This window comes from Halalkalibacter alkaliphilus, from assembly GCF_023555415.1.
Taxonomy (GTDB): Bacteria; Bacillota; Bacilli; order Bacillales; family Bacillaceae_D; genus Halalkalibacter; species Halalkalibacter alkaliphilus.
Genome location: NZ_JAKRYL010000002.1, coordinates 228,485 through 246,526, shown reverse-complemented (window position 1 = coordinate 246,526; position 18,042 = coordinate 228,485). Strand labels below are relative to the sequence as shown.

The following is an 18,042-nucleotide window of genomic DNA, read 5'->3' as shown; positions in this document are numbered from 1 at the left end:
AAAAAAAAGACACTGAAAAGATACAATCGACCTTTTCAGTGTCTCTAAAATGAACCTTTTTCTTCTATTTAGTTACGTTCAACAATAAGTGCTGTTCCTTGACCGCCACCGATACAAAGCGTCGCTAAACCGCGCTTCGCATCTCTGCGCTGCATTTCATGTAACAAAGTTACTAACACACGTGTACCAGAAGCCCCTACAGGGTGACCTAACGCAATTGCACCACCGTTTACATTGACCTTTTCAGGATCTAAGCCAAGATCTTTTACGACAGCTAATGATTGTGCTGCAAAAGCTTCGTTAGCTTCGATTAAATCTAAATCTTCCACTGTTAATCCAGCACGCTCTAACGCTTGTTTCGTTGCTGGTACCGGTCCATATCCCATAATTTTTGGATCAAGTCCTGCATTTCCGTATGATTTAATTGTCGCTAATGGCTCAAGTCCAAGCTCTTCTGCTTTTTCTTTTGCCATTAAGACTACCATAGCTGCTCCATCGTTAATTCCAGATGCATTCCCTGCAGTAACCGTACCATCCTTCTTAAAGGCAGGACGTAGCTTTGCAAGCTTTTCGATTGTTAAACCATGCTTTGGATGCTCATCTGTATCAACTACAATTGGCTCCCCTCTTCTTTGCGGGATTTCAACTGGGACGATTTCATCTTTAAAACGGCCCTCTTTTTGTGCTTTTTCTGCCTTATGTTGGCTATGTAGGGCAAACTCATCTTGCGACTCTCTGCTTAATTCCCATTGTTCTGCAATGTTTTCAGCAGTAATACCCATATGAAAATCATTAAATTTGTCTGTTAAGGCATCGTGAATCATTGTATCAATTAACTGGCCATGTCCCATACGTTGACCCCAACGTGCATTTGGTAGAACATAAGGAGCGTTACTCATGCTTTCAATTCCACCAGCTAAAACTACGTCAGCATCTCCTAATGCAATAAATTGCGCTCCCATACTAACCGTACGAAGACCTGAACCACATAATTTATTAATCGCTGTAGCTGGTGTAGTTTCTGGTAAGCCAGCATTAATAGCAACTTGACGTGCTACGTTTTGGCCAAGACCAGCTGACAGAATGTTTCCAATTAGTACTTCATCAACTAGTTCTGGAGCAATATTTGCTCGTTTGATTGCTTCTTTTGTTGCGACAACCCCTAAATCAACTGCTGATACACTCGCTAATGAACCACCGAATGTTCCAACTGGCGTCCGTACTGCACTTACAATGACTACTTCTCTCATCTTTACTCCTCCTGCGACAAAAAAATGTATTCGATTTCCTTACACATACTTAATTCGACCAAAACATTTCAATTCCTTCAAAAAAATACAATTTTTCAGAAAGAATATGTTTTATTTTGTGGAGGAGGGGGAAAAGGGTAAGTTATTACCTTGTCAGTTACCCTTCTGTTAGAATGTAAATATTAAAAAAACCTTCTATGAGTGGCTTTCTCATAGAAGGTTTGCAAAGAGCAGAGCTTGTTATCTTCATTGTAGATTTTACGATTTATTTAAATTTAGTATTTTCTCGATAAATAAATCATGTGCTCGTGAGACAAATTCATGTTTCCCTTTTATAATAGATAATTTTCGTGTGAACCTTTGGTTTGCAATATCGATTTCTTTTAGCTCACCTAATTCTAATTCCTTCCTTACAGTTAAGCGTGAGATCATCGCTATACCAAGTCCTGCAGAAACCGCCTCTTTGATTCCTTGGCTGCTACTAAAGACAAAGGATCGCTTCATTTGTAATTCTAGATGCTGAATCAATTGGTTACTATACGCCCTTGTTCCGGATCCACTCTCTCTTAATATCCATACTTGATCTTGTAATAATTCAGGAGTTACTAAACTGACTTGTGCTAATGGATGGGAACTTGAAGCAATAATAATCATCTCATCATCCATGAACGGGACAGCTTCTACTTCCTGCTCGCTAACTTCTCCTTCAATTAAGCTAATATCTAATTCATTTGTCCGTGTTTTCTCCATAACTTCTTCTGTATTTCCAACCATTACTTCAACATTGACCTTTGGGTGATCGTTCGCATATTCAGCAAGGACTCTTGGGAGGATGTATTCCCCTATCGTAAAACTAGCTCCAATTTTGATCGTACCTTGAACAATATGTTGTTGATCGGCAATTTCCTGCTTTGCTTCTTCATAAAGAGATAACATTTGTCTTGCCTTTATATAAAACATCTCTCCTGCTGCTGTTACTTTTACTTGTTTCGGTGAACGAATAAACAACGTTGTTTCTAATTCACTTTCTAGATTGCGTATATGAAGACTAACATTTGGCTGTGATAAATTTAGAACCTTTGCCGCTTTTGAAAAATGCTTTAACTCTACAACAGTGACAAATATTTTTAAATGATCGATATGCATAATAAACTCCTCAAGTTTCATTTCCTTTTATTTTATCATAATTTTTTCAAATGATAAGATTCTCCTATATTTGATTGACTTATGATCAATAGGCACCTGCTTAATTTTTCATTTAATGGTCCCCTGCCCAATCAAATTCACCACCTCATCATACAGTGTAGTATAGCAACTCAAAAAGGAGGTATTCCACATGGGTTACTACGGCACAGGTGGTAGCGGATTTGCGTTAATCGTTGTGCTTTTCATCCTACTAGTTATTGTAGGAGCTGCTTTTGTTAAATAAAGAAAATGACAATAACAGATGAGGCCATTGAAAAAGGTTAAAACCGTACCTTTTTCAGTGGCCTCTTAAACTTTTCTACTATTCAATTAAATGATATAATCTACTAACTTCATTTTGGAAAGGGTTAAAATTATGCAATCATTTGTATCAAAAGAAGACGGAATTTCCCCAGCGGTTTGTTCTTTAGATTGTCCTGATCAGTGTGGACTATTAGTACATAAAAAAGCGGGGAAAATTGTTAAGATTGAGGGTGATCCTAATCACCCTGTTACACAAGGAGCGATTTGCAACAAAGTTCGTCTTATGACAGAACGTCTCTATGATCCGAAGCGACTGACCACTCCGCTAAAACGTGTCGGTGCTAAAGGCGAAGGAACCTTTACTCCTATTTCCTGGGAGGAAGCCATCGAAATCATTGCTTCCAACTGGCAAGAATTAATTGAAAACGAAGGACCTGAGTCAATCCTTCCATACAGCTTCTATGGAAATATGGGAAACATCAATGCAGAAGGTATGGATCGTCGCTTTTTTCATCGACTAGGTGCCAGTCAGCTTGACCGGACTATCTGTCAAGCTGCAGGGTCTGTAGGCTATCGCTATACGATGGGTGGAGCATATGGAACAGACCCTGAGGAAACAACGGAGACGAAACTTTTTATTTTGTGGGGAATTAATGCTGTCAGTACAAACATGCACCAAATGATGTTGGCTCAAAAAGCACGAAAAAATGGGGCGAAAATCATCGTCATTGATGTTCATAAAAACCAAACAGGCAAAATGGCTGACTGGTTTATTCCGATTGTTCCAGGTACTGATAGCGCGCTAGCTCTTGGAATGATGCATATTCTTTTTAAAGAAAAGTTAGTTAATGAACCATTTATGAAAAAATACACGGTTGGATATCAACAATTAGAAGAGCATGTAAAGCAATATGATCCTGAAACGGTTTCTGTGATTACTGGAGTGCCAGTCGATGACATTTATAAATTATCTCGTATGTATGCTGCCACCTCCCCCTCCCTTATACGTATCGGGAATGGCTTACAGCACCACGATAATGGTGGGATGATTGTGCGGACGATTTCATGTTTGCCAGCCCTTACAGGAGCATGGCTTGAAAAAGGCGGTGGTGCGCTCAAATCAAATTCAGGATTTTTATCTCACAACTCGTCAGCATTGCAGCGACCAGATCTGCTAAAAAATAAACAAACTCGCGTGTTTAACATGAACGAACTAGGAAAAGTGTTACTAGAAACAACTCCTCCTGTAAGGTCTCTTTATATTTATAATTGCAATCCCGCAGTCGTCACACCGGATAGTAATAAAGTGCGAAAAGGGTTGGCACGCGAGGATTTGTTTACTGTTGTTCATGACTTATTTTTAACAGAAACAGCGACATTTGCAGACGTAGTATTACCAGCCACTTCAGCTTTTGAGAACACTGATTTCTATACGTCTTATTGGCATCATTACATTCATATGCAAAAGCCTATTATAGAACCATATGGAGATAGTAAGTCAAACACTGAGGTATTCCGATTGTTAGCAAGATCCATGGGATTTACAGACGATGCCTTACAAGATTCAGACGAAGAATTAGTTCGTCAAGCTGTCCATCATCCAGAGAATCCTTTCTTAAAAGATGTACAGTTCGATGAATTAGATGAAAAACTGTATATCAAAGCAGATCGAAAGTCATTTTCTTTAGACAACCTTACTACTCCAAGTCATAAAATTGAACTTTATTCAGAAACTATGGTCAAAGATGGATATCCTGGGTTACCGACACACATACCTTTGGTTGATGACGGCGAGTTTCCCTTTCTATTTGTTCCTGGCCCAAATCATAATTTCTTAAATTCCACGTTTTCCAATAACGATAAGCACATAACGTTAGAAAAAGAACCTAAAGTTCATATAAATCAATTGGATGCACAAAAACTTGGAATTGCAGACGGTGACATGATTCGAATCTGGAATAATCAAGGCGAATGTGAATTAATAGCCGCAGTAGGAGAGAATGTTCTTCCTGGTGTTCTTGTCAGTCAAGGCTTATGGGCTGATACGCCCGGAAAGAAGCAACTTGTCAATGCATTAACACCTGACCGTCTATCCGATATGGGCGGAGGGGCTACGTTCTTTTCAGGTCGTGTTGCTTGTTCGAAAGAGTTATCCTAGAAATCTAGTAATACTACTTTTTTGTCATATTAATCACTTACATTCATATACTTGGACAAAGCGTATATAAAATAATAATTAAAACAATGAACGGTGGTGCTTAAATTGAAAATTATTTCATGGTATGCGCACAAGGAAAACAAACATGAAAAAAAAGAAGATCAAAAAGTAGCAGCAAAGACTTCTTTAAAGGACCTCTTTAAGGCAAAGAAAAATGATCAATCCGAATAAGTAACGAGATAATGAGTAACAGCAACCTTCTATTCTTCCATTGATAGATTGGTTTCTGTTACTCTTTTTACTTTTAATACAAAAGCAGAATCGGTTAAAGCACCAGGTCTGTTTTGCCCTTGTGCTTTAACCCTTCTTTCATTTTAATTTTCTTCGATCCAATTCAAACTGCCCGGTTAGATATACAATTACCCCTTTTCTCCCTAGAGACTGAATGGATTTAATCTTTCTTAATACTAGATCCGCATGTCCTCTTTGTTCAATTGTGTGTAAGACTTCTTTGACCGTTGCTTGTTGGTTTGTTGCAGGAGAAACCAATATATCTTCCTTAACAATCCCAAATCGTTCCTCTAAGTAGTTTTCAATCAAAGAAAATCACACCTTTCTTTTTAAAATCCAATTTATAGTAAATGATTGACCTTTTATTCTGTTCTTTTTCAAATCATATACCTCACAAGGTCGTCCCCTCAAACCTTTCGTCAGAATATATCTCATTAAAATAATCACTCATTTCACTATTTAGACAAAAGTTGAACAACACAAGTACAGAAAAGGTCAAAACCGCTTTTTTAGCTCAATTTTTAATTGCAATGACTCCTTCCTTTGCTTTAATAGCATTAAAAAAAGCTACTAACTTTTTTATCCGTTAGTAGCTCCATTCTATTCAAGCTATTTGACAATGTGACAAAATCGAGTAAATGTAATAAAATTTACATTTTATCGTCTCTAATTTCTCATTTTTGATACACTTTTAAATATTTTTTCAAAGATATCAAACTTGCGAGATTGAACATCGCTCAGATCTTCTGTATAAAATTGATAATTATTTTTACCCTTTCTTTTCGCATGATACATTGCCTTATCGGCATTTTCAATTAGCGTTTCCCTATTTTCTCCATCTTCTGGATAAACGCTAATTCCTATGCTTGGTGAGACCGTAACTTCTTGATCCTTTATTAAAAATGGCTTAGAAACAGTTGTGATAATCCTTTCAGCAATATCACTCGCTTCCTCTTTATCTGCTTCCTCACAAACAATAACAAATTCGTCCCCACCGAGTCTGACAATTAAATCTTCCTCACGAACACTTTCGTTTAACCTATTGGCTACTTCTTTTAATAGGAGATCACCACTCTCATGACCATACGTATCATTCACCTTTTTAAATCCATCCAAATCGATAAACATTGTCACAAGGGTATGATCATGGCGCTTCGATCGTGCTAATGCTTTTTTTAATTGGATGTCTAGGAGCTTTCTATTTGGCAATTCAGTTAAATCATCATAGAAAGCAAGCTGTCTTAATTGGTCTTCACGCATTTTTTGCTCAGTAATATCCAAAAATGTCCGATAAACACTCACCAATTTTCCGTTTGAATCATTGAACGGAACAGCCTTATTCTCAACCCATTTAACCTTTTGATTCTCCAGTTCAATTCGATGGGTATATGTAATGGAAGTTCCAAATAATAATTGTTTCTCTTTATTTAAAGCAAGCTTCATATCTTCTTGGTGGATGACATCTTGCCACTTAAATGGATTACGTTCAAATTCTTCTTTTGTACACTCAAAAATGCTCTCAATCCTACTTGAGACATGAATCGTTTTGTTCGTTACATCATAAGCGAGATGAATTAAGTCGAGATCATGAATGATTTGTTTTTTTTCATTTATTTCTTTTTGCAAACTCTTTTCTTTTGCCGTTATAGTCGCTAATTTTTCGTTCAACTCCCTTTGCGCAGCAGACTTCTTACGGTACATTCGTTGTAAGCTAATAATCGGGATTAGTAGAAATATAACTATGACTAGCATGTCCATTGTTAATTGGCCAATGATCATCAAATAAAATACATACAAACTGAACAAGAACCCATATAGATAAATCACTGATTTTGTCATAGTTACACACATCCATTTTAAGAGTGACGTTGAATACAACGCATTTACCTTCATCTTACTACAAGAGGCTTAATATCGTAACCTAAAATTCGACAAATTTCTTAATTGTTCACTACCTTTTTTTACAATAAAAGATGCAGACAGTTTTTTAGGAACATCTCTTTTGCTAGGCGAATATAGTAACCTTGAAACTAAGCCTGTTATAGGAGAGATATAAAATGACTATTGCCATACATCAGGGAAATAATCTCGAGTTGGAACGATCAGATATTAATATCGTTATTGACGTCATACGTGCATTCACAGTAGCTCATTATGCCTTTTTAGGAGGCGTGAGAAACATACTACTCGTTAAGTCGACTGATGAGGCAATAACATTGAAAAAAAAACATCCACATTACCTATTAGCTGGAGAAGAACACGGCATAGCGATAAAAGGGTTTGACTTAAGTAACTCTCCTAAACAAATTACACAGGAAAGGTTGACTGATAAAACTCTTGTTCAAAAAACAACAAATGGTGTTAAAGCAACGCTGCACTCTTTAAATACGAAACACCTCTTTGTTACTGGCTTTTCAAACGCAAAATGCACAGCCGAATATGTTAGGAAGTTAAATTCATTAGCCGATAAGAAGCTCATCATTAACATCATTGCTTCTCATCCTACCGGAGATGATGACCTAGCCTGTGCAGAATATATAAAAAACGTAATTTTAGGATCGAATACGATCACAGCCGCAGAAGTTAGGACTAGAATTATTCACTCACATGTTACACAGAAATTTTTTGATGAAACAAATTTAGATTTTGATCCTGAGGATATAGGTTTTTGCTCTAAGGAGCACAACAGCCATTTTATTATGGAAGTGAACAAAAACAGAAAAATACCAGTGATTGAGAGGAAAAACGTATGAATGTCACATCAACTTCTGGATTAATTCTTCCAGAAAGACAATTAAAGCCGAGAACAAAAGGACTCACTGTGTTAATTGATAACGGGTTATCGTTACATGCATTTCAAGACGCTATCACTAGCTCACCTGAATTGATCGACTTTGTTAAATTTGGCTGGGGGACGTCTCTCATAACGAAACAACTTCAAGAGAAAATAAATTGTTTAATGGACCATAACATTTATTATTTTTTTGGCGGCACTCTTTTTGAGAAGTTTCTAAGTCAAAATAAAATTGATCAATATTATGATTATTGTAAAATGTACAACTGTAAATACATTGAGATCTCTAACGGAACGATCGACCTTTCAAATAAAGAAAAAGCAAAGTATATATCTGAATTCTCAGCAGACTTTCACGTTTTTAGTGAGGTAGGCAGTAAAAATTCAGAAAAATCCGATAACTACTGCACATCTGAATGGGTTGAACAACTACACGAGGATTTGGATGCAGGATCAATAAAAGTTATAACAGAAGCCAGGGAAAGTGGTACAAGTGGTATTTGTCAAGGCAATGGAGACATGCGCTATCACGTTATTGAGGAGATACTTGCCTCTTCCATTAATAAAGAGGATATCATTTTTGAAGCTCCAACGAAAAAGATGCAAACATTCTTCATACAACTACTCGGTTCAAATGTGAACTTAGCAAATATCCCTTTTACTGACATCATTTCATTGGAAACTCTTCGATTAGGTTTACGCTCTGATACGTTTAATTTATTTGATAAGAAGGAGTTAGAATAATGAGAGAGACAAACAAATTGTTTCACCTCGCGATCCCGTGTAAGGACTTAGATGAAACAGTAGATTTTTATGAGAAATTAGGCTGTAAATTGGCAAGAAGGTATGACGACCGGGTTACGTTTAATTTTTTCGGAGATCAAGTGGTATGTCATTTAAATCCAAATGACATTGACTTATCACCAAAAATGTACCCACGACATTTTGGACTCACCCTTATTAATAAGAAAGAATTTGATCAACTTCTTGAACGAGCAAAAGCGAACGCTCTCCCGTTCTATTTGGAGCCAACTACTCGCTTTGAAGGAAAGCAAGAGGAACATATCATGTTCTTTTTAATCGATCCTGCCAATAACCTATTGGAATTCAAATATTATCATGATATTGAAATGGTTTACTAACCGGGTTAATCCCAAGAGGCTTTTGACCTTTTGGGATTAACCTCCTTACCATATCAAATGACATAAAGGTATGTAACACCTAGAGTTACTGAAATTGGTTAGGTGTTTGATTCATATGATTCATATTCATATGATTCGTACTATGTGTCATTGGTTGCATAGAAGTAGATTGCATGGAATGCATAGATTGCGATTGAGATAAGCGCTGATTTTCTTGTATTAACTGGTTACACATGTGAGAAAGTTGTTGAATTTGTTGACTTGCCATCCCTTCATGCTGAGCAATCTGTTGAAGTTGGCTAGTAATTTGTTTTAATTGAGAAGCGTGTTGTTGTTCCATTTGCTGCATTTGGTGCAGCATCTGCTGTAATTGCCCTGTCATTGATGTCATGTTCATGGATGTCATTGAACTCATTTGATTCGGTTGTTGAATCATAGTTTCATTCCTCCTAAAGGTTTGATGTTATTGGTACAAAAGTAAATTAACCTTGAATGGAATGAAATATGTGTGAAATTCCAGTTTTTTTCACAAGTCAACTATAACTTCACAATTGTCCTTCCACGAACGCTGCCAGCAACAATTTTGTCCAACACTTCTGGTAATTGGTCTAGTGAAACTTCTGTAACAACTTCATGATTTAAATGTACCGGCTTTAAATCAGTTGCTAAGCGATCCCATACCTTTACTCGTGTGTTCATTGGACAATACACGGAATCAATTCCTAACCAATTTACTCCTCTTAATATGAATGGAAACACTGTCGCCTCGACCTTCGTTCCACCCGTTAATCCACTATTAGCAACAGAACCGCCGTACTTCAGTGACGCAAGCACAAATTCCAGCGTTTTTCCTCCGACTGGATCAACCGCAGCCGAAAAGAGCTGCTTTCGTAACACTTTTTTATCTTCTGCGACTAAATCGTTACGATGAAGTACCGTTGAAGCTCCTAATTGACGTAAATAGTCGTGTTCCTCTTCTTTTCCTGTACTTGCAGTAACTTCATACCCTAACTTAGCTAACATATCTACAGCAAGACTCCCTACACCGCCAGTTGCTCCTGTTACAAGTACTGGGCCTTGATCAGGAGTTAAGCCATTTTCCTCTAAACGTTGAATCGATAAAGCCGCCGTAAATCCTGCCGTCCCTATAGTCATTGCTTCTTTAAGAGTTAATCCTTCAGGGAGCGGAACGACCCATTTTGCCGGAACACGTGCTAGTTCACTAAAGCCACCATGATGAGAAACCCCTAATTCATAACTTGTTACAATGACCTCGTCCCCTTCAGAAAACCGTTCATCTTTGGATTCAAGCACTGTCCCTGCCAAATCTATTCCTGGAATAAGAGGATATGATTGAATAATTTGATTTGGAATCGTGGCCAATCCGTCTTTAAAATTTACACTTGAGTACTGAACTTTAATCGTCACATCTCCTGTATGTAAATCAGATGGTGATAACTGCTTTACTTCCATCTTTGTTTTTCCGTCTACTATATCTAAAACGAATGCTTGAAACTGATTTTTCACATCATTCATCCTCTCTTGTCTTATCTCATTTATTTTAAATAATCCTACTGCTATAAGAATTACTTCTGTAACAGCACTGGCGTTTCCTTCCACTTTTTTTGACAAATTAATGGCTTGGACAAGACTGAAGATCAATTTCAATCTACAATAATAATAAAAGGAAAATGCTTTGCCTATGATTTGCATTTAAATAGTCTTTGAAGCGCAGAGTATAAGTAGGAATAAAGAAAGGATGATGTTTGTTGGTAGCCGTCATATTTGATCTGGAACTCATCAAACGATTTAGAAAAGGTCAGCCTAGTGAAATCGTTGAAATTGGGGCATGTAAAGTTCACATTGGGAAAAAAGAAATCATTGACCAGTTCCAGCTCTATATTTTACCAAAACGAGGTCACATCTCTAAAAGCACAAGAAAGTTCATTAAAATGAAAGAAGAGGATGTAGATAAAGCCGTATCATTCGAGGAAGCTATTCGACAATTTGCTAACTGGCTTGGTGATGACTATTATTTATGTTCATGGGGAAAAGACGACAAAGCGCATTTTATTAATCAAGCTGCTCAAAACAAGATAAACCTAGAATGGCTACGAAATTACAATGACATCCAAAAGCCGATCGGAAAATTAATAACTCAAAACCCAAACAATCAATTAGGATTAAAAAATGCTTTGAAAATTGCAGGAATCGAACCAAAAGGGAAAGCACACCGAGGGATTGATGATGCGATAAATACAGCCGAACTTTTTATTAAGTTTATTGATAGAATTGAGTTACAAGAAAATACATTGTCCGAAAAAGAAATCCTTAACCAATATAAAAAATATAAGCGATCTAGGTTTCGCCATACAGACCAAAGACAAAATAAGAAGGAACGCACGACCGCCTTACATTCGTCTAATAAACCGACTTAATACGTCTACATTCTTTGTTTAGTAAAGGAGGAGTGGTGTGACAGCTATATTTGAACGAGGATCTTATGTGAACGATGCACTCTTTCTTTCTCCTGTCCATATAACAACGTTAGTTCTTTTCGCTGTGCTCGTTTTTTTGCTTTTTTTATTCCGGCATTCCTCTTTTTTAAGGAAATATGGTCGCTGGATTCTTATTGTCACTTTAATCTTATCTGAAATAAGTATCATAAAATGGAGTATTTCTGTAGGGCTTTGGGATATTCGGATTAACTTACCTTTACAACTATGTACAATAAGCCTCTATTTGTGTGTATTTATGCTCATCACGAAGAGGCGCTTTGTATTTGAAATTGTTTATTTTTTTGGTTTGGCAGGGGCTTTGCAAGCACTCATCACACCTGAATTATTTTACACATTTCCTCACTTTCGCTTTCTACACTTTTTCATAGCCCATTTTGCTATTATCTTAGCCATCCTATATATGGTGTGGGTAGAAGGAGCAAGCATTACACTTAGATCCGTCTTTAAATCATTTATTGTATTAAACCTATTTGCCCTTATCGCACTCTTTATTAATATCGCAACGGGGGCCAATTATATGTTTCTTGCTCGGAAACCGCAAAACCCGAGCATTCTTGACTTCTTAGGACCATACCCTTGGTATATTCTTTCCCTTGAAGTTATTGCTTTGGTGATGTTTCTTCTCCTCTATCTTCCCTTTTTAATTAAACAAAAGCGTTTAAAGTAAGTTTGAATGTTCTTTGTTTAGTGTGGAGAAGATTCAATCTCTTCAGTATAAAGAGGAACGACTTCCCCTCTTCCAATATAGGTAAATACCGTCATAAAAGCTAAAAAAGAAATTATTAGTAGTACAGAACATAATCGTTTCATTTCGTGTTTTTCCTTTCAATTTTAGTGCAGGTCACTTTTGGTCCTAACCATACGAGCGGTAGCTAATGCTGGATACGTGCGAATCACTTCATTCTCTTCTATCCATACATCGACTATATCCCCCTCTTTAATCTGATCAATCTCAAGGGCACGTAAATTTTCATCAAATAGCGACGCCTCTCTTATATCAACGTAAATGTTATTACAAAGTAACAACCAATGGTCTTCTACATTACATACTTCGCTTGATAAATTTGCTTTTTCTTTCACTAAAGATTCTAAACTGACCTGATTCTTTTTTCGGGGGAAATACGGACTAAAAAAAGAGATCCAAGCCTTTTTCGTTAACGGTAACATCACCTTTTCACCTTCCTACTTTTTATAATAAAACGATCTATTTCTTCAATTCGTTTCAGCCAAAAAAAGAAGGAGGTGACCCAAAAGGTTCAATCCCCTTTTTCGTCACCTCCATGTTCAATCCCTTTTGCATAACCTAGTCTAGTTCAATGCAAGGATATATTGGATAAATCAAACTGATATTCATTCATATATCGCTGTACGAGGCTTGCTTCTTGCTCTGATAATCCTTGTAACGCTTCACCGCAAACGATGGCTGGACCATAAAGAGCTTTCACTTCATTGTTCTTTACTTGTACACCATCTTGGTGACAAACGAAGCTATATTTCTTTTCTCCTAATGTTAAACCAAGAATTTTTGCCTCACCATGAAAATACGTTTGTGGATCCGTCTCTAAAGCTATTACTGAACTCTCTTCTCTTGGATGCATTTCAACTATACGCATTCGTTATTTCACTCCAACTAAAGATTGTGTCAATAGTATTGCCAAAAAAGCTAAGATCCAACCATTTCCACCTAAAACTTATATAATCTGCGGTATTTTTCTTCTAGGTAACGAACAAGCGGCTTAGAATCAATGCCTCCACCTGTAATATCCTTAATAATCTCAGCTGGTTTTTTCATTTTTCCATGCTGGTGAACTTTATTCGTTAACCATTCACGAATAGGAGCAAACTCACCTTCTTTCACCAATTGATCAAAGTTAGGGAAATCTTTCTCCATCGCTTCTTTTATTTGGGCTGAATAAATATATCCAAGTGCGTATGAAGGGAAGTAGCCAAATGCCCCAAACGACCAATGTACATCCTGAAGAACACCCTCGCCATCATGAGAAGGACGGATACCTAAATACTCCTCCATTTTGTCGTTCCAAGCTTGTGGAAGTTCAGCAACCGTAATCTTATCTTCCATAAGAGCTTTTTCAAGTTCATAACGTAATATGATATGTAAACAGTAAGTTAGCTCATCACTTTCAATACGAATTAGCGATTGCTTCGCTTGATTCACAGCAAAATAGAAATCCTCTAAAGATACATCATCAAATTGACCTGATGAATGGCTCTTTAGTAAGTCATAGTTGCGCTCCCAGAATCCAAAATTCTTCCCAACGAATTTCTCCCAGAATAGCGATTGTGATTCATGAATTCCCATCGATGTTCCATCAGCAAGCGGCGTTCCGATTAATTCTTGTGAAATATTTTGCTCATATAAAGCATGACCGCCTTCATGTATCGTTCCGAATAACGCTACACGAAAATCATCTTCATTGTATTTAGTCGTTACACGAACATCATTAGGGTTAATCCCAATTGCAAACGGATGAACGGTCTCATCTAAACGACCAGCTTCAAAATCATAGCCAATCTCTTTTAGAATATCTAAGCTTAATGCTTGTTGATTTTCTTTAGGGAATTTCTTGAAAAGAAAATCTGTCTTTGGCTGATGAGATGACTCCATCACCCCTTTTACTAATGGAATCAGTTGGTCACGCAACTCTCCAAACACTTTGTCAATCGTATCAACAAACACACCTGGCTCATAATCATCTAACAATGTATTATATGGGTGACCTTCGTAACCCCAATAACCAACAAATTTCTTTTTAAATTCCACTAATTTTTCTAGGTTGGGACGGAACAATTCAAAGTCAGCCTTATCTTTTGCCTCTTCCCACAGTGACTCAGACTGAGACTGCAGCATGACATATTCCCTAAATTCATCTTTCGGGATTTTCGCATTTCGTTCATATGTCTTATGGCACTCGTCAACTGTCTTTTTTGTGATATCCGATAACTTACTATATGTACTTTCCTCACGTAATGCTTTTAAATAATTACCCATTTCTTCAGAAGTGGACAAAGCAAATACTTCTGATGACAATGTACCGATTACTTCTGATCGTTGTGATACTCCTTTTTTCGGAGCACCTGTACGTGAATCCCAAGCTAATAGAGCTAGCGCTTGCCCGTAGTCCTCCATTTTCTTTACATACTGCCTAAATTCTGACTCAAGATTTTGTATTTGTTCTGTCATATTTGGATGTCCCACCTTTACTCAAATATTAAATTTCATCCTTAGTCATTTCGCTATACGAATAAGTTTATCCTGCACGATAAATCAAATTATAGAAAAATGTCGACTGCTATGATATTGTTTTTACGAGGAGGGAAAACCATTGCATGTAACGATTACTGATTCAGCCGTAACATTATATATAAAGGAAATACCGCTAAAACAAGGGGATTCACTTAGACTTTATGTAAGAGTAGGTGGTATCGGATCTGGTGGGTTTTCTGTAGGTGTGATAAAAGCAGATCCAACCCCAACATCATATAAGATCAAAAAAAATGGGATCACTTTTTTTGTAACTGAAGATGACTTTTGGTATTTGGATGGAATGACGATCGACTATGACGAAGACTTAGGCTATTTACATTTTTCAAATCCTAAATTCGAACAACTTGATCATCCTGAAAATATATAAGAGAAGAAAAAGGACGTTCCTAGTAGGGGCGTCCTTTTATTGATTGCACATACTTATTCTTTTGCTTCCTTCAGTTGATGATCTGCTTTGGCTATCAGCTCTTGCGACATTTCAAAAAAAGCTTGATCAACACCAGTTTGATGAGCCATTGCTCTGTGAAGCTGCGCTTTCGCATCATTTAACGCATTTGTTGCAGCCTCAAGCTGCTCCTCATCCATACTTCGTGTTGCTTTACCAACCATATGTTCTGCAGACAGTACAGACATCTCTACTTGTTTTATGTCGTTAAATCCCGTTTGATTATAATGTTCTGACATAGCATATTCTCCCTTCCTTCAACTAAATGACAATCCTCAATTTCAGGTTGTCCATATCCTACAAAATCATACTTTTTACTGAAGTAAGAAAAAAAATTTGAAATGAGGAGAATATTTTATTCTTTAGCGGACATCATAATAACCGAGGAGCAGTTATTGCTTCTCACACACCATTCACCAACTTCATCAATTCGATGAACGATTGATCAACTCTTATGAGGTGGTTGCGTTGTACACAGTCCAAAAATTTCAAACATGTTCTTTGTAACATAAAATGAAATGAGGTGTCTGTGAAAGACAATAATCGTTAAGGCCGCAGAGAGTTACTAAATAGTATGTGAACGATTTTATCAACCTTTAATGAGGTGATAGCGTTGAACAGGATCCAGAAATTTCAAGAGTGTTATTTATAACATAAATGAAATGAGGGGTGTCTGTGAAAGACAATAATCGTTACGACCGCATAGGGTACTACTAGTAAAGCTAATCGATTCTCAAATGTTTGAGGTGATTCTATTGTACACATTCCAGGATTTTCAAGAGTGTTATTTGTAACATAAATGAAACGAGGGGTGTCTATGGAACGTAATAATCGATACGGCCGCAGAGAATAAAGAAAGTAAGGTGTTTGGTTTGAAGGGATGACCACATTGCGTTGGTCATCCCTTCTTTTTTATAAATCTGTTTTCGTAAGGATTGATGCTGTGAAATGGAGCGGAAGTCATTCGACTCCTCCCCGCGGGAAAGCGAGTGGCTGGGAGCGCAAGGAACGAACATAAGGAGAACACGTACCCAAAAACAACAATGTATGAAAAAAAAAGGAGAAAGTCAATAAGATAACTTTCTCCCAAAATACCATGATCATATTCAAGAATCATATTACATATGACAATGTGGTTTAAAACGATTTCTCTCTGTACACGCGACGTCGCTGCAATCACCTATTTGTGATTGGATTGGATCGTTATCTTCCTATTGTATATGTCAACATCAACTTGATGGGATATGGTTTAGGAGGTTGCAGGACTCCTGCCCCCTCACTAATAGAATGGTGCATTTCAAACACCCTTATGCTATAAATATCTTCCACTTAACATCAAAGAGGCAATGAGTGTAGTCGCTACATTATTTGAAGAGAAGCGGTTTCACCTGACACATAGTCATTGCCACCTTTGTTCCATTTTTAAGACAGCTACTTTACTTAGCCATTAGATCAGTCGTTTTTTCTCGGTGGACGCGGTCCAAAAAATTGGTAATAATCAACCTTTAAGTTTCCATTATACAGTTTCCGCTTCTTTGTTGCCTTCTTCCCATATAGTTCTTCAAATCCTTCATGAGATGTTAGCATATATATCGACCATGTATCTAACAATTGAAAGGTTTTTCCCATGTCTTTATACATTTGCTCAACCTCTGGTCGTTCCCCAAGACGTTCACCGTACGGTGGATTTCCAACAAGAATGCCATACTCGCCGCGATGCCTAAAGTCTTTTACTTGCATTTGTTTAAACGTAATCATATCACCGAATCCAGCTTCCATTGCATTGTTCGTTGCAAGCTCAACACTTCTATGATCGATGTCAGCACCTAAAATATCAAGAGGCTGGTCATACTTAGCTACATCTTCCACTTCTTGACGCGCTTCGTTCCAACGATCCTTTCCAATCCAATGCCAATCTTCCGATACAAAGTCTCGATTAAAGCCAGGAGCAATGTTTTGTCCAATCATGGCTGCTTCAATCGGAATCGTTCCTGATCCTGTAAATGGGTCAGCAAAAGGGCGATCTGGTTTCCAAGGCGTTAACATAATCATCGCTGCAGCTAATGTTTCTTTAAGCGGAGCCTCATTATGTAAATATCGATACCCGCGTTTATGAAGCCCTGTTCCACTTGTGTCAATCGTTAGCGTTGCCACATCTTTATGAAGAGCCACTTCAATCCGATAAAATGGTCCATTTTCATCAAACCAGCCTCGCTTATAACGCTTCTTCATACTTTCAACAACAGCCTTTTTCACAATAGCTTGGCAATCAGATACACTAAACAACTTTGATTTAACCGATTTACCAATGACCGGAAATTCAGCATGAACAGGGATTAAATCTGCCCATGGCAAGGCTTTTGTCTTTTCAAACAACTCATCAAATGTATACGCCTTAAATTCTCCGACTTTTAATTTGACCCGATCCGCTGTTCGAAGCCATAAATTTGCTCGAGGAATGGCTGATACATCTGCTGTAAATGTTACTTTTCCATTATCAACTTGCACATCTTCATATCCTAAATCTTTTACTTCACGTGCAACAAGAGCTTCAAGCCCCATCGTTGCTGTTGCAATTAATGTCACTTTTTCCATTATGTACTCCTTACCAAACATAGTGCTTCTATTATACGATTTCAAACTTCTGATGACAAACATCGCAAAAATAAAAAAAGCCCCTAAAAGGGGTTTTCTGTAAGAAAATCATC

General features: G+C 37.3%; 21 protein-coding genes. 9 read left to right on the top strand and 12 right to left on the bottom strand.

Features of this window, described 5'->3' with window-relative positions; genetic code table 11:
• Positions 1–68: 68 nt before the first annotated feature.
• The gene (locus MF646_RS02790; RefSeq protein WP_250094969.1) at positions 69–1,250 is read right to left on the bottom strand and encodes an acetyl-CoA C-acetyltransferase; all 1,182 of its coding nucleotides are present in this window, start codon (positions 1,248–1,250) and stop codon (positions 69–71) included.
• Between the two features lie 258 nt (positions 1,251–1,508).
• Positions 1,509–2,396: a LysR family transcriptional regulator gene (locus MF646_RS02785; protein ID WP_250094968.1), complete on the bottom strand. Its 888-nt coding sequence runs from the start codon at positions 2,394–2,396 to the stop codon at positions 1,509–1,511.
• Positions 2,397–2,586: 190 nt separating this feature from the next.
• On the opposite strand from MF646_RS02785, the gene MF646_RS02780 reads away from it, so the two are divergent.
• The 3 genes from MF646_RS02780 to MF646_RS23155 all read left to right on the top strand — a co-directional run bounded on the left by MF646_RS02780 (position 2,587) and on the right by MF646_RS23155 (position 5,088).
• The gene (locus MF646_RS02780) at positions 2,587–2,679 is read left to right on the top strand and encodes a YjcZ family sporulation protein (RefSeq protein ID WP_250094967.1); all 93 of its coding nucleotides are present in this window, start codon (positions 2,587–2,589) and stop codon (positions 2,677–2,679) included.
• Positions 2,680–2,811: 132 nt separating this feature from the next.
• Positions 2,812–4,857, top strand: coding sequence for a molybdopterin oxidoreductase family protein (locus MF646_RS02775; RefSeq protein WP_250094966.1), 2,046 nt, complete (start codon positions 2,812–2,814; stop codon positions 4,855–4,857).
• 105 nt (positions 4,858–4,962) lie between these two features.
• Positions 4,963–5,088 (top strand): hypothetical protein, encoded by a 126-nt coding sequence (locus MF646_RS23155; RefSeq protein WP_275980180.1) that lies wholly within the window; start codon positions 4,963–4,965, stop codon positions 5,086–5,088.
• A 138-nt stretch (positions 5,089–5,226) separates the two neighbouring features.
• Here MF646_RS23155 and MF646_RS02770 read toward each other — a convergent pair whose 3' ends face one another.
• Both MF646_RS02770 and MF646_RS02765 read right to left on the bottom strand, forming a co-directional pair.
• Positions 5,227–5,457 carry a hypothetical protein gene (locus tag MF646_RS02770; RefSeq protein ID WP_250094965.1) on the bottom strand — a complete coding sequence of 77 codons (231 nt, stop codon included), beginning with the start codon at positions 5,455–5,457 and terminating at the stop codon, positions 5,227–5,229.
• A gap of 357 nt (positions 5,458–5,814) precedes the next feature.
• Positions 5,815–6,987: a sensor domain-containing diguanylate cyclase gene (locus MF646_RS02765; protein WP_250094964.1), complete on the bottom strand. Its 1,173-nt coding sequence runs from the start codon at positions 6,985–6,987 to the stop codon at positions 5,815–5,817.
• A 218-nt stretch (positions 6,988–7,205) separates the two neighbouring features.
• Between MF646_RS02765 and MF646_RS02760 the strand changes: the two genes are divergently transcribed.
• The 3 genes from MF646_RS02760 to MF646_RS02750 are packed head-to-tail and all read left to right on the top strand — an operon-like array spanning position 7,206 to position 9,084.
• A complete protein-coding gene (locus MF646_RS02760; protein WP_250094963.1) occupies positions 7,206–7,901 on the top strand; it encodes a 2-phosphosulfolactate phosphatase in 696 nt (231 codons plus the stop codon).
• Positions 7,898–8,686, top strand: a complete 789-nt coding sequence (locus tag MF646_RS02755) for a phosphosulfolactate synthase (protein WP_250094962.1) — start codon at positions 7,898–7,900, stop codon at positions 8,684–8,686. Before MF646_RS02760 ends, MF646_RS02755 begins: the two co-directional genes overlap by 4 nt.
• Positions 8,686–9,084 carry a VOC family protein gene (locus MF646_RS02750; protein ID WP_250094961.1) on the top strand — a complete coding sequence of 133 codons (399 nt, stop codon included), beginning with the start codon at positions 8,686–8,688 and terminating at the stop codon, positions 9,082–9,084. Before MF646_RS02755 ends, MF646_RS02750 begins: the two co-directional genes overlap by 1 nt.
• Positions 9,085–9,169: 85 nt before the next feature.
• Here MF646_RS02750 and MF646_RS02745 read toward each other — a convergent pair whose 3' ends face one another.
• Positions 9,170–9,520 (bottom strand): hypothetical protein, encoded by a 351-nt coding sequence (locus MF646_RS02745; RefSeq protein ID WP_250094960.1) that lies wholly within the window; start codon positions 9,518–9,520, stop codon positions 9,170–9,172.
• A gap of 101 nt (positions 9,521–9,621) precedes the next feature.
• Positions 9,622–10,620 (bottom strand): NADPH:quinone oxidoreductase family protein, encoded by a 999-nt coding sequence (locus tag MF646_RS02740; RefSeq protein WP_250095060.1) that lies wholly within the window; start codon positions 10,618–10,620, stop codon positions 9,622–9,624.
• A 233-nt stretch (positions 10,621–10,853) separates the two neighbouring features.
• Here MF646_RS02740 and MF646_RS02735 point away from each other — a divergent pair, with 233 nt between their 5' ends.
• Positions 10,854–11,522: a 3'-5' exonuclease gene (locus MF646_RS02735; protein ID WP_250094959.1), complete on the top strand. Its 669-nt coding sequence runs from the start codon at positions 10,854–10,856 to the stop codon at positions 11,520–11,522.
• 37 nt (positions 11,523–11,559) lie between these two features.
• Positions 11,560–12,270 (top strand): YwaF family protein, encoded by a 711-nt coding sequence (locus MF646_RS02730; RefSeq protein ID WP_250094958.1) that lies wholly within the window; start codon positions 11,560–11,562, stop codon positions 12,268–12,270.
• A 17-nt stretch (positions 12,271–12,287) separates the two neighbouring features.
• On the opposite strand, the gene MF646_RS23150 is transcribed toward MF646_RS02730, so the two are convergent.
• From MF646_RS23150 to MF646_RS02715, 4 genes are all read right to left on the bottom strand, one after another.
• Positions 12,288–12,413 (bottom strand): hypothetical protein, encoded by a 126-nt coding sequence (locus MF646_RS23150; RefSeq protein WP_275980179.1) that lies wholly within the window; start codon positions 12,411–12,413, stop codon positions 12,288–12,290.
• Between the two features lie 21 nt (positions 12,414–12,434).
• Positions 12,435–12,770 (bottom strand): hypothetical protein, encoded by a 336-nt coding sequence (locus MF646_RS02725; protein WP_250094957.1) that lies wholly within the window; start codon positions 12,768–12,770, stop codon positions 12,435–12,437.
• Between the two features lie 146 nt (positions 12,771–12,916).
• A complete protein-coding gene (locus MF646_RS02720) occupies positions 12,917–13,216 on the bottom strand; it encodes a hypothetical protein (RefSeq protein ID WP_250094956.1) in 300 nt (99 codons plus the stop codon).
• A 71-nt stretch (positions 13,217–13,287) separates the two neighbouring features.
• Positions 13,288–14,805, bottom strand: a complete 1,518-nt coding sequence (locus MF646_RS02715; protein ID WP_250094955.1) for a carboxypeptidase M32 — start codon at positions 14,803–14,805, stop codon at positions 13,288–13,290.
• 142 nt (positions 14,806–14,947) lie between these two features.
• Here MF646_RS02715 and MF646_RS02710 point away from each other — a divergent pair, with 142 nt between their 5' ends.
• Entirely contained in the window at positions 14,948–15,256 is a 309-nt protein-coding gene (locus tag MF646_RS02710) for a HesB/YadR/YfhF family protein (RefSeq protein ID WP_250094954.1), read from the top strand.
• Between the two features lie 53 nt (positions 15,257–15,309).
• Here the strand turns inward: MF646_RS02710 and MF646_RS02705 are convergent, their stop codons facing one another.
• A complete protein-coding gene (locus tag MF646_RS02705) occupies positions 15,310–15,573 on the bottom strand; it encodes a DUF2564 family protein (protein ID WP_250094953.1) in 264 nt (87 codons plus the stop codon).
• Positions 15,574–16,786: 1,213 nt separating this feature from the next.
• Entirely contained in the window at positions 16,787–17,929 is a 1,143-nt protein-coding gene (locus tag MF646_RS02700; RefSeq protein ID WP_250094952.1) for a THUMP domain-containing class I SAM-dependent RNA methyltransferase, read from the bottom strand.
• Between the last annotated feature and the right edge of the window lie 113 nt (positions 17,930–18,042).

Excerpts from the sequence above, each read along its gene's own strand:
- MF646_RS23150 (WP_275980179.1), bottom strand. The coding sequence starts at position 12,413 with ATGAAACGATTATGTTCTGTACTACTAATAATTTCTTTTTTAGCTTTT.
- MF646_RS02785 (WP_250094968.1), bottom strand. The coding sequence starts at position 2,396 with ATGCATATCGATCATTTAAAAATATTTGTCACTGTTGTAGAGTTAAAG.
- MF646_RS02725 (WP_250094957.1), bottom strand. The coding sequence starts at position 12,770 with ATGTTACCGTTAACGAAAAAGGCTTGGATCTCTTTTTTTAGTCCGTAT.
- MF646_RS02700 (WP_250094952.1), bottom strand. The coding sequence starts at position 17,929 with ATGGAAAAAGTGACATTAATTGCAACAGCAACGATGGGGCTTGAAGCT.
- MF646_RS02750 (WP_250094961.1), top strand. The coding sequence starts at position 8,686 with ATGAGAGAGACAAACAAATTGTTTCACCTCGCGATCCCGTGTAAGGAC.
- MF646_RS02780 (WP_250094967.1), top strand. The coding sequence starts at position 2,587 with ATGGGTTACTACGGCACAGGTGGTAGCGGATTTGCGTTAATCGTTGTG.
- MF646_RS02790 (WP_250094969.1), bottom strand. The coding sequence starts at position 1,250 with ATGAGAGAAGTAGTCATTGTAAGTGCAGTACGGACGCCAGTTGGAACA.
- MF646_RS02755 (WP_250094962.1), top strand. The coding sequence starts at position 7,898 with ATGAATGTCACATCAACTTCTGGATTAATTCTTCCAGAAAGACAATTA.
- MF646_RS02775 (WP_250094966.1), top strand. The coding sequence starts at position 2,812 with ATGCAATCATTTGTATCAAAAGAAGACGGAATTTCCCCAGCGGTTTGT.
- MF646_RS02745 (WP_250094960.1), bottom strand. The coding sequence starts at position 9,520 with ATGATTCAACAACCGAATCAAATGAGTTCAATGACATCCATGAACATG.
- MF646_RS02720 (WP_250094956.1), bottom strand. The coding sequence starts at position 13,216 with ATGCGTATAGTTGAAATGCATCCAAGAGAAGAGAGTTCAGTAATAGCT.
- MF646_RS02715 (WP_250094955.1), bottom strand. The coding sequence starts at position 14,805 with ATGACAGAACAAATACAAAATCTTGAGTCAGAATTTAGGCAGTATGTA.
- MF646_RS02740 (WP_250095060.1), bottom strand. The coding sequence starts at position 10,620 with ATGAATGATGTGAAAAATCAGTTTCAAGCATTCGTTTTAGATATAGTA.
- MF646_RS02705 (WP_250094953.1), bottom strand. The coding sequence starts at position 15,573 with ATGTCAGAACATTATAATCAAACGGGATTTAACGACATAAAACAAGTA.
- MF646_RS02760 (WP_250094963.1), top strand. The coding sequence starts at position 7,206 with ATGACTATTGCCATACATCAGGGAAATAATCTCGAGTTGGAACGATCA.
- MF646_RS02765 (WP_250094964.1), bottom strand. The coding sequence starts at position 6,987 with ATGACAAAATCAGTGATTTATCTATATGGGTTCTTGTTCAGTTTGTAT.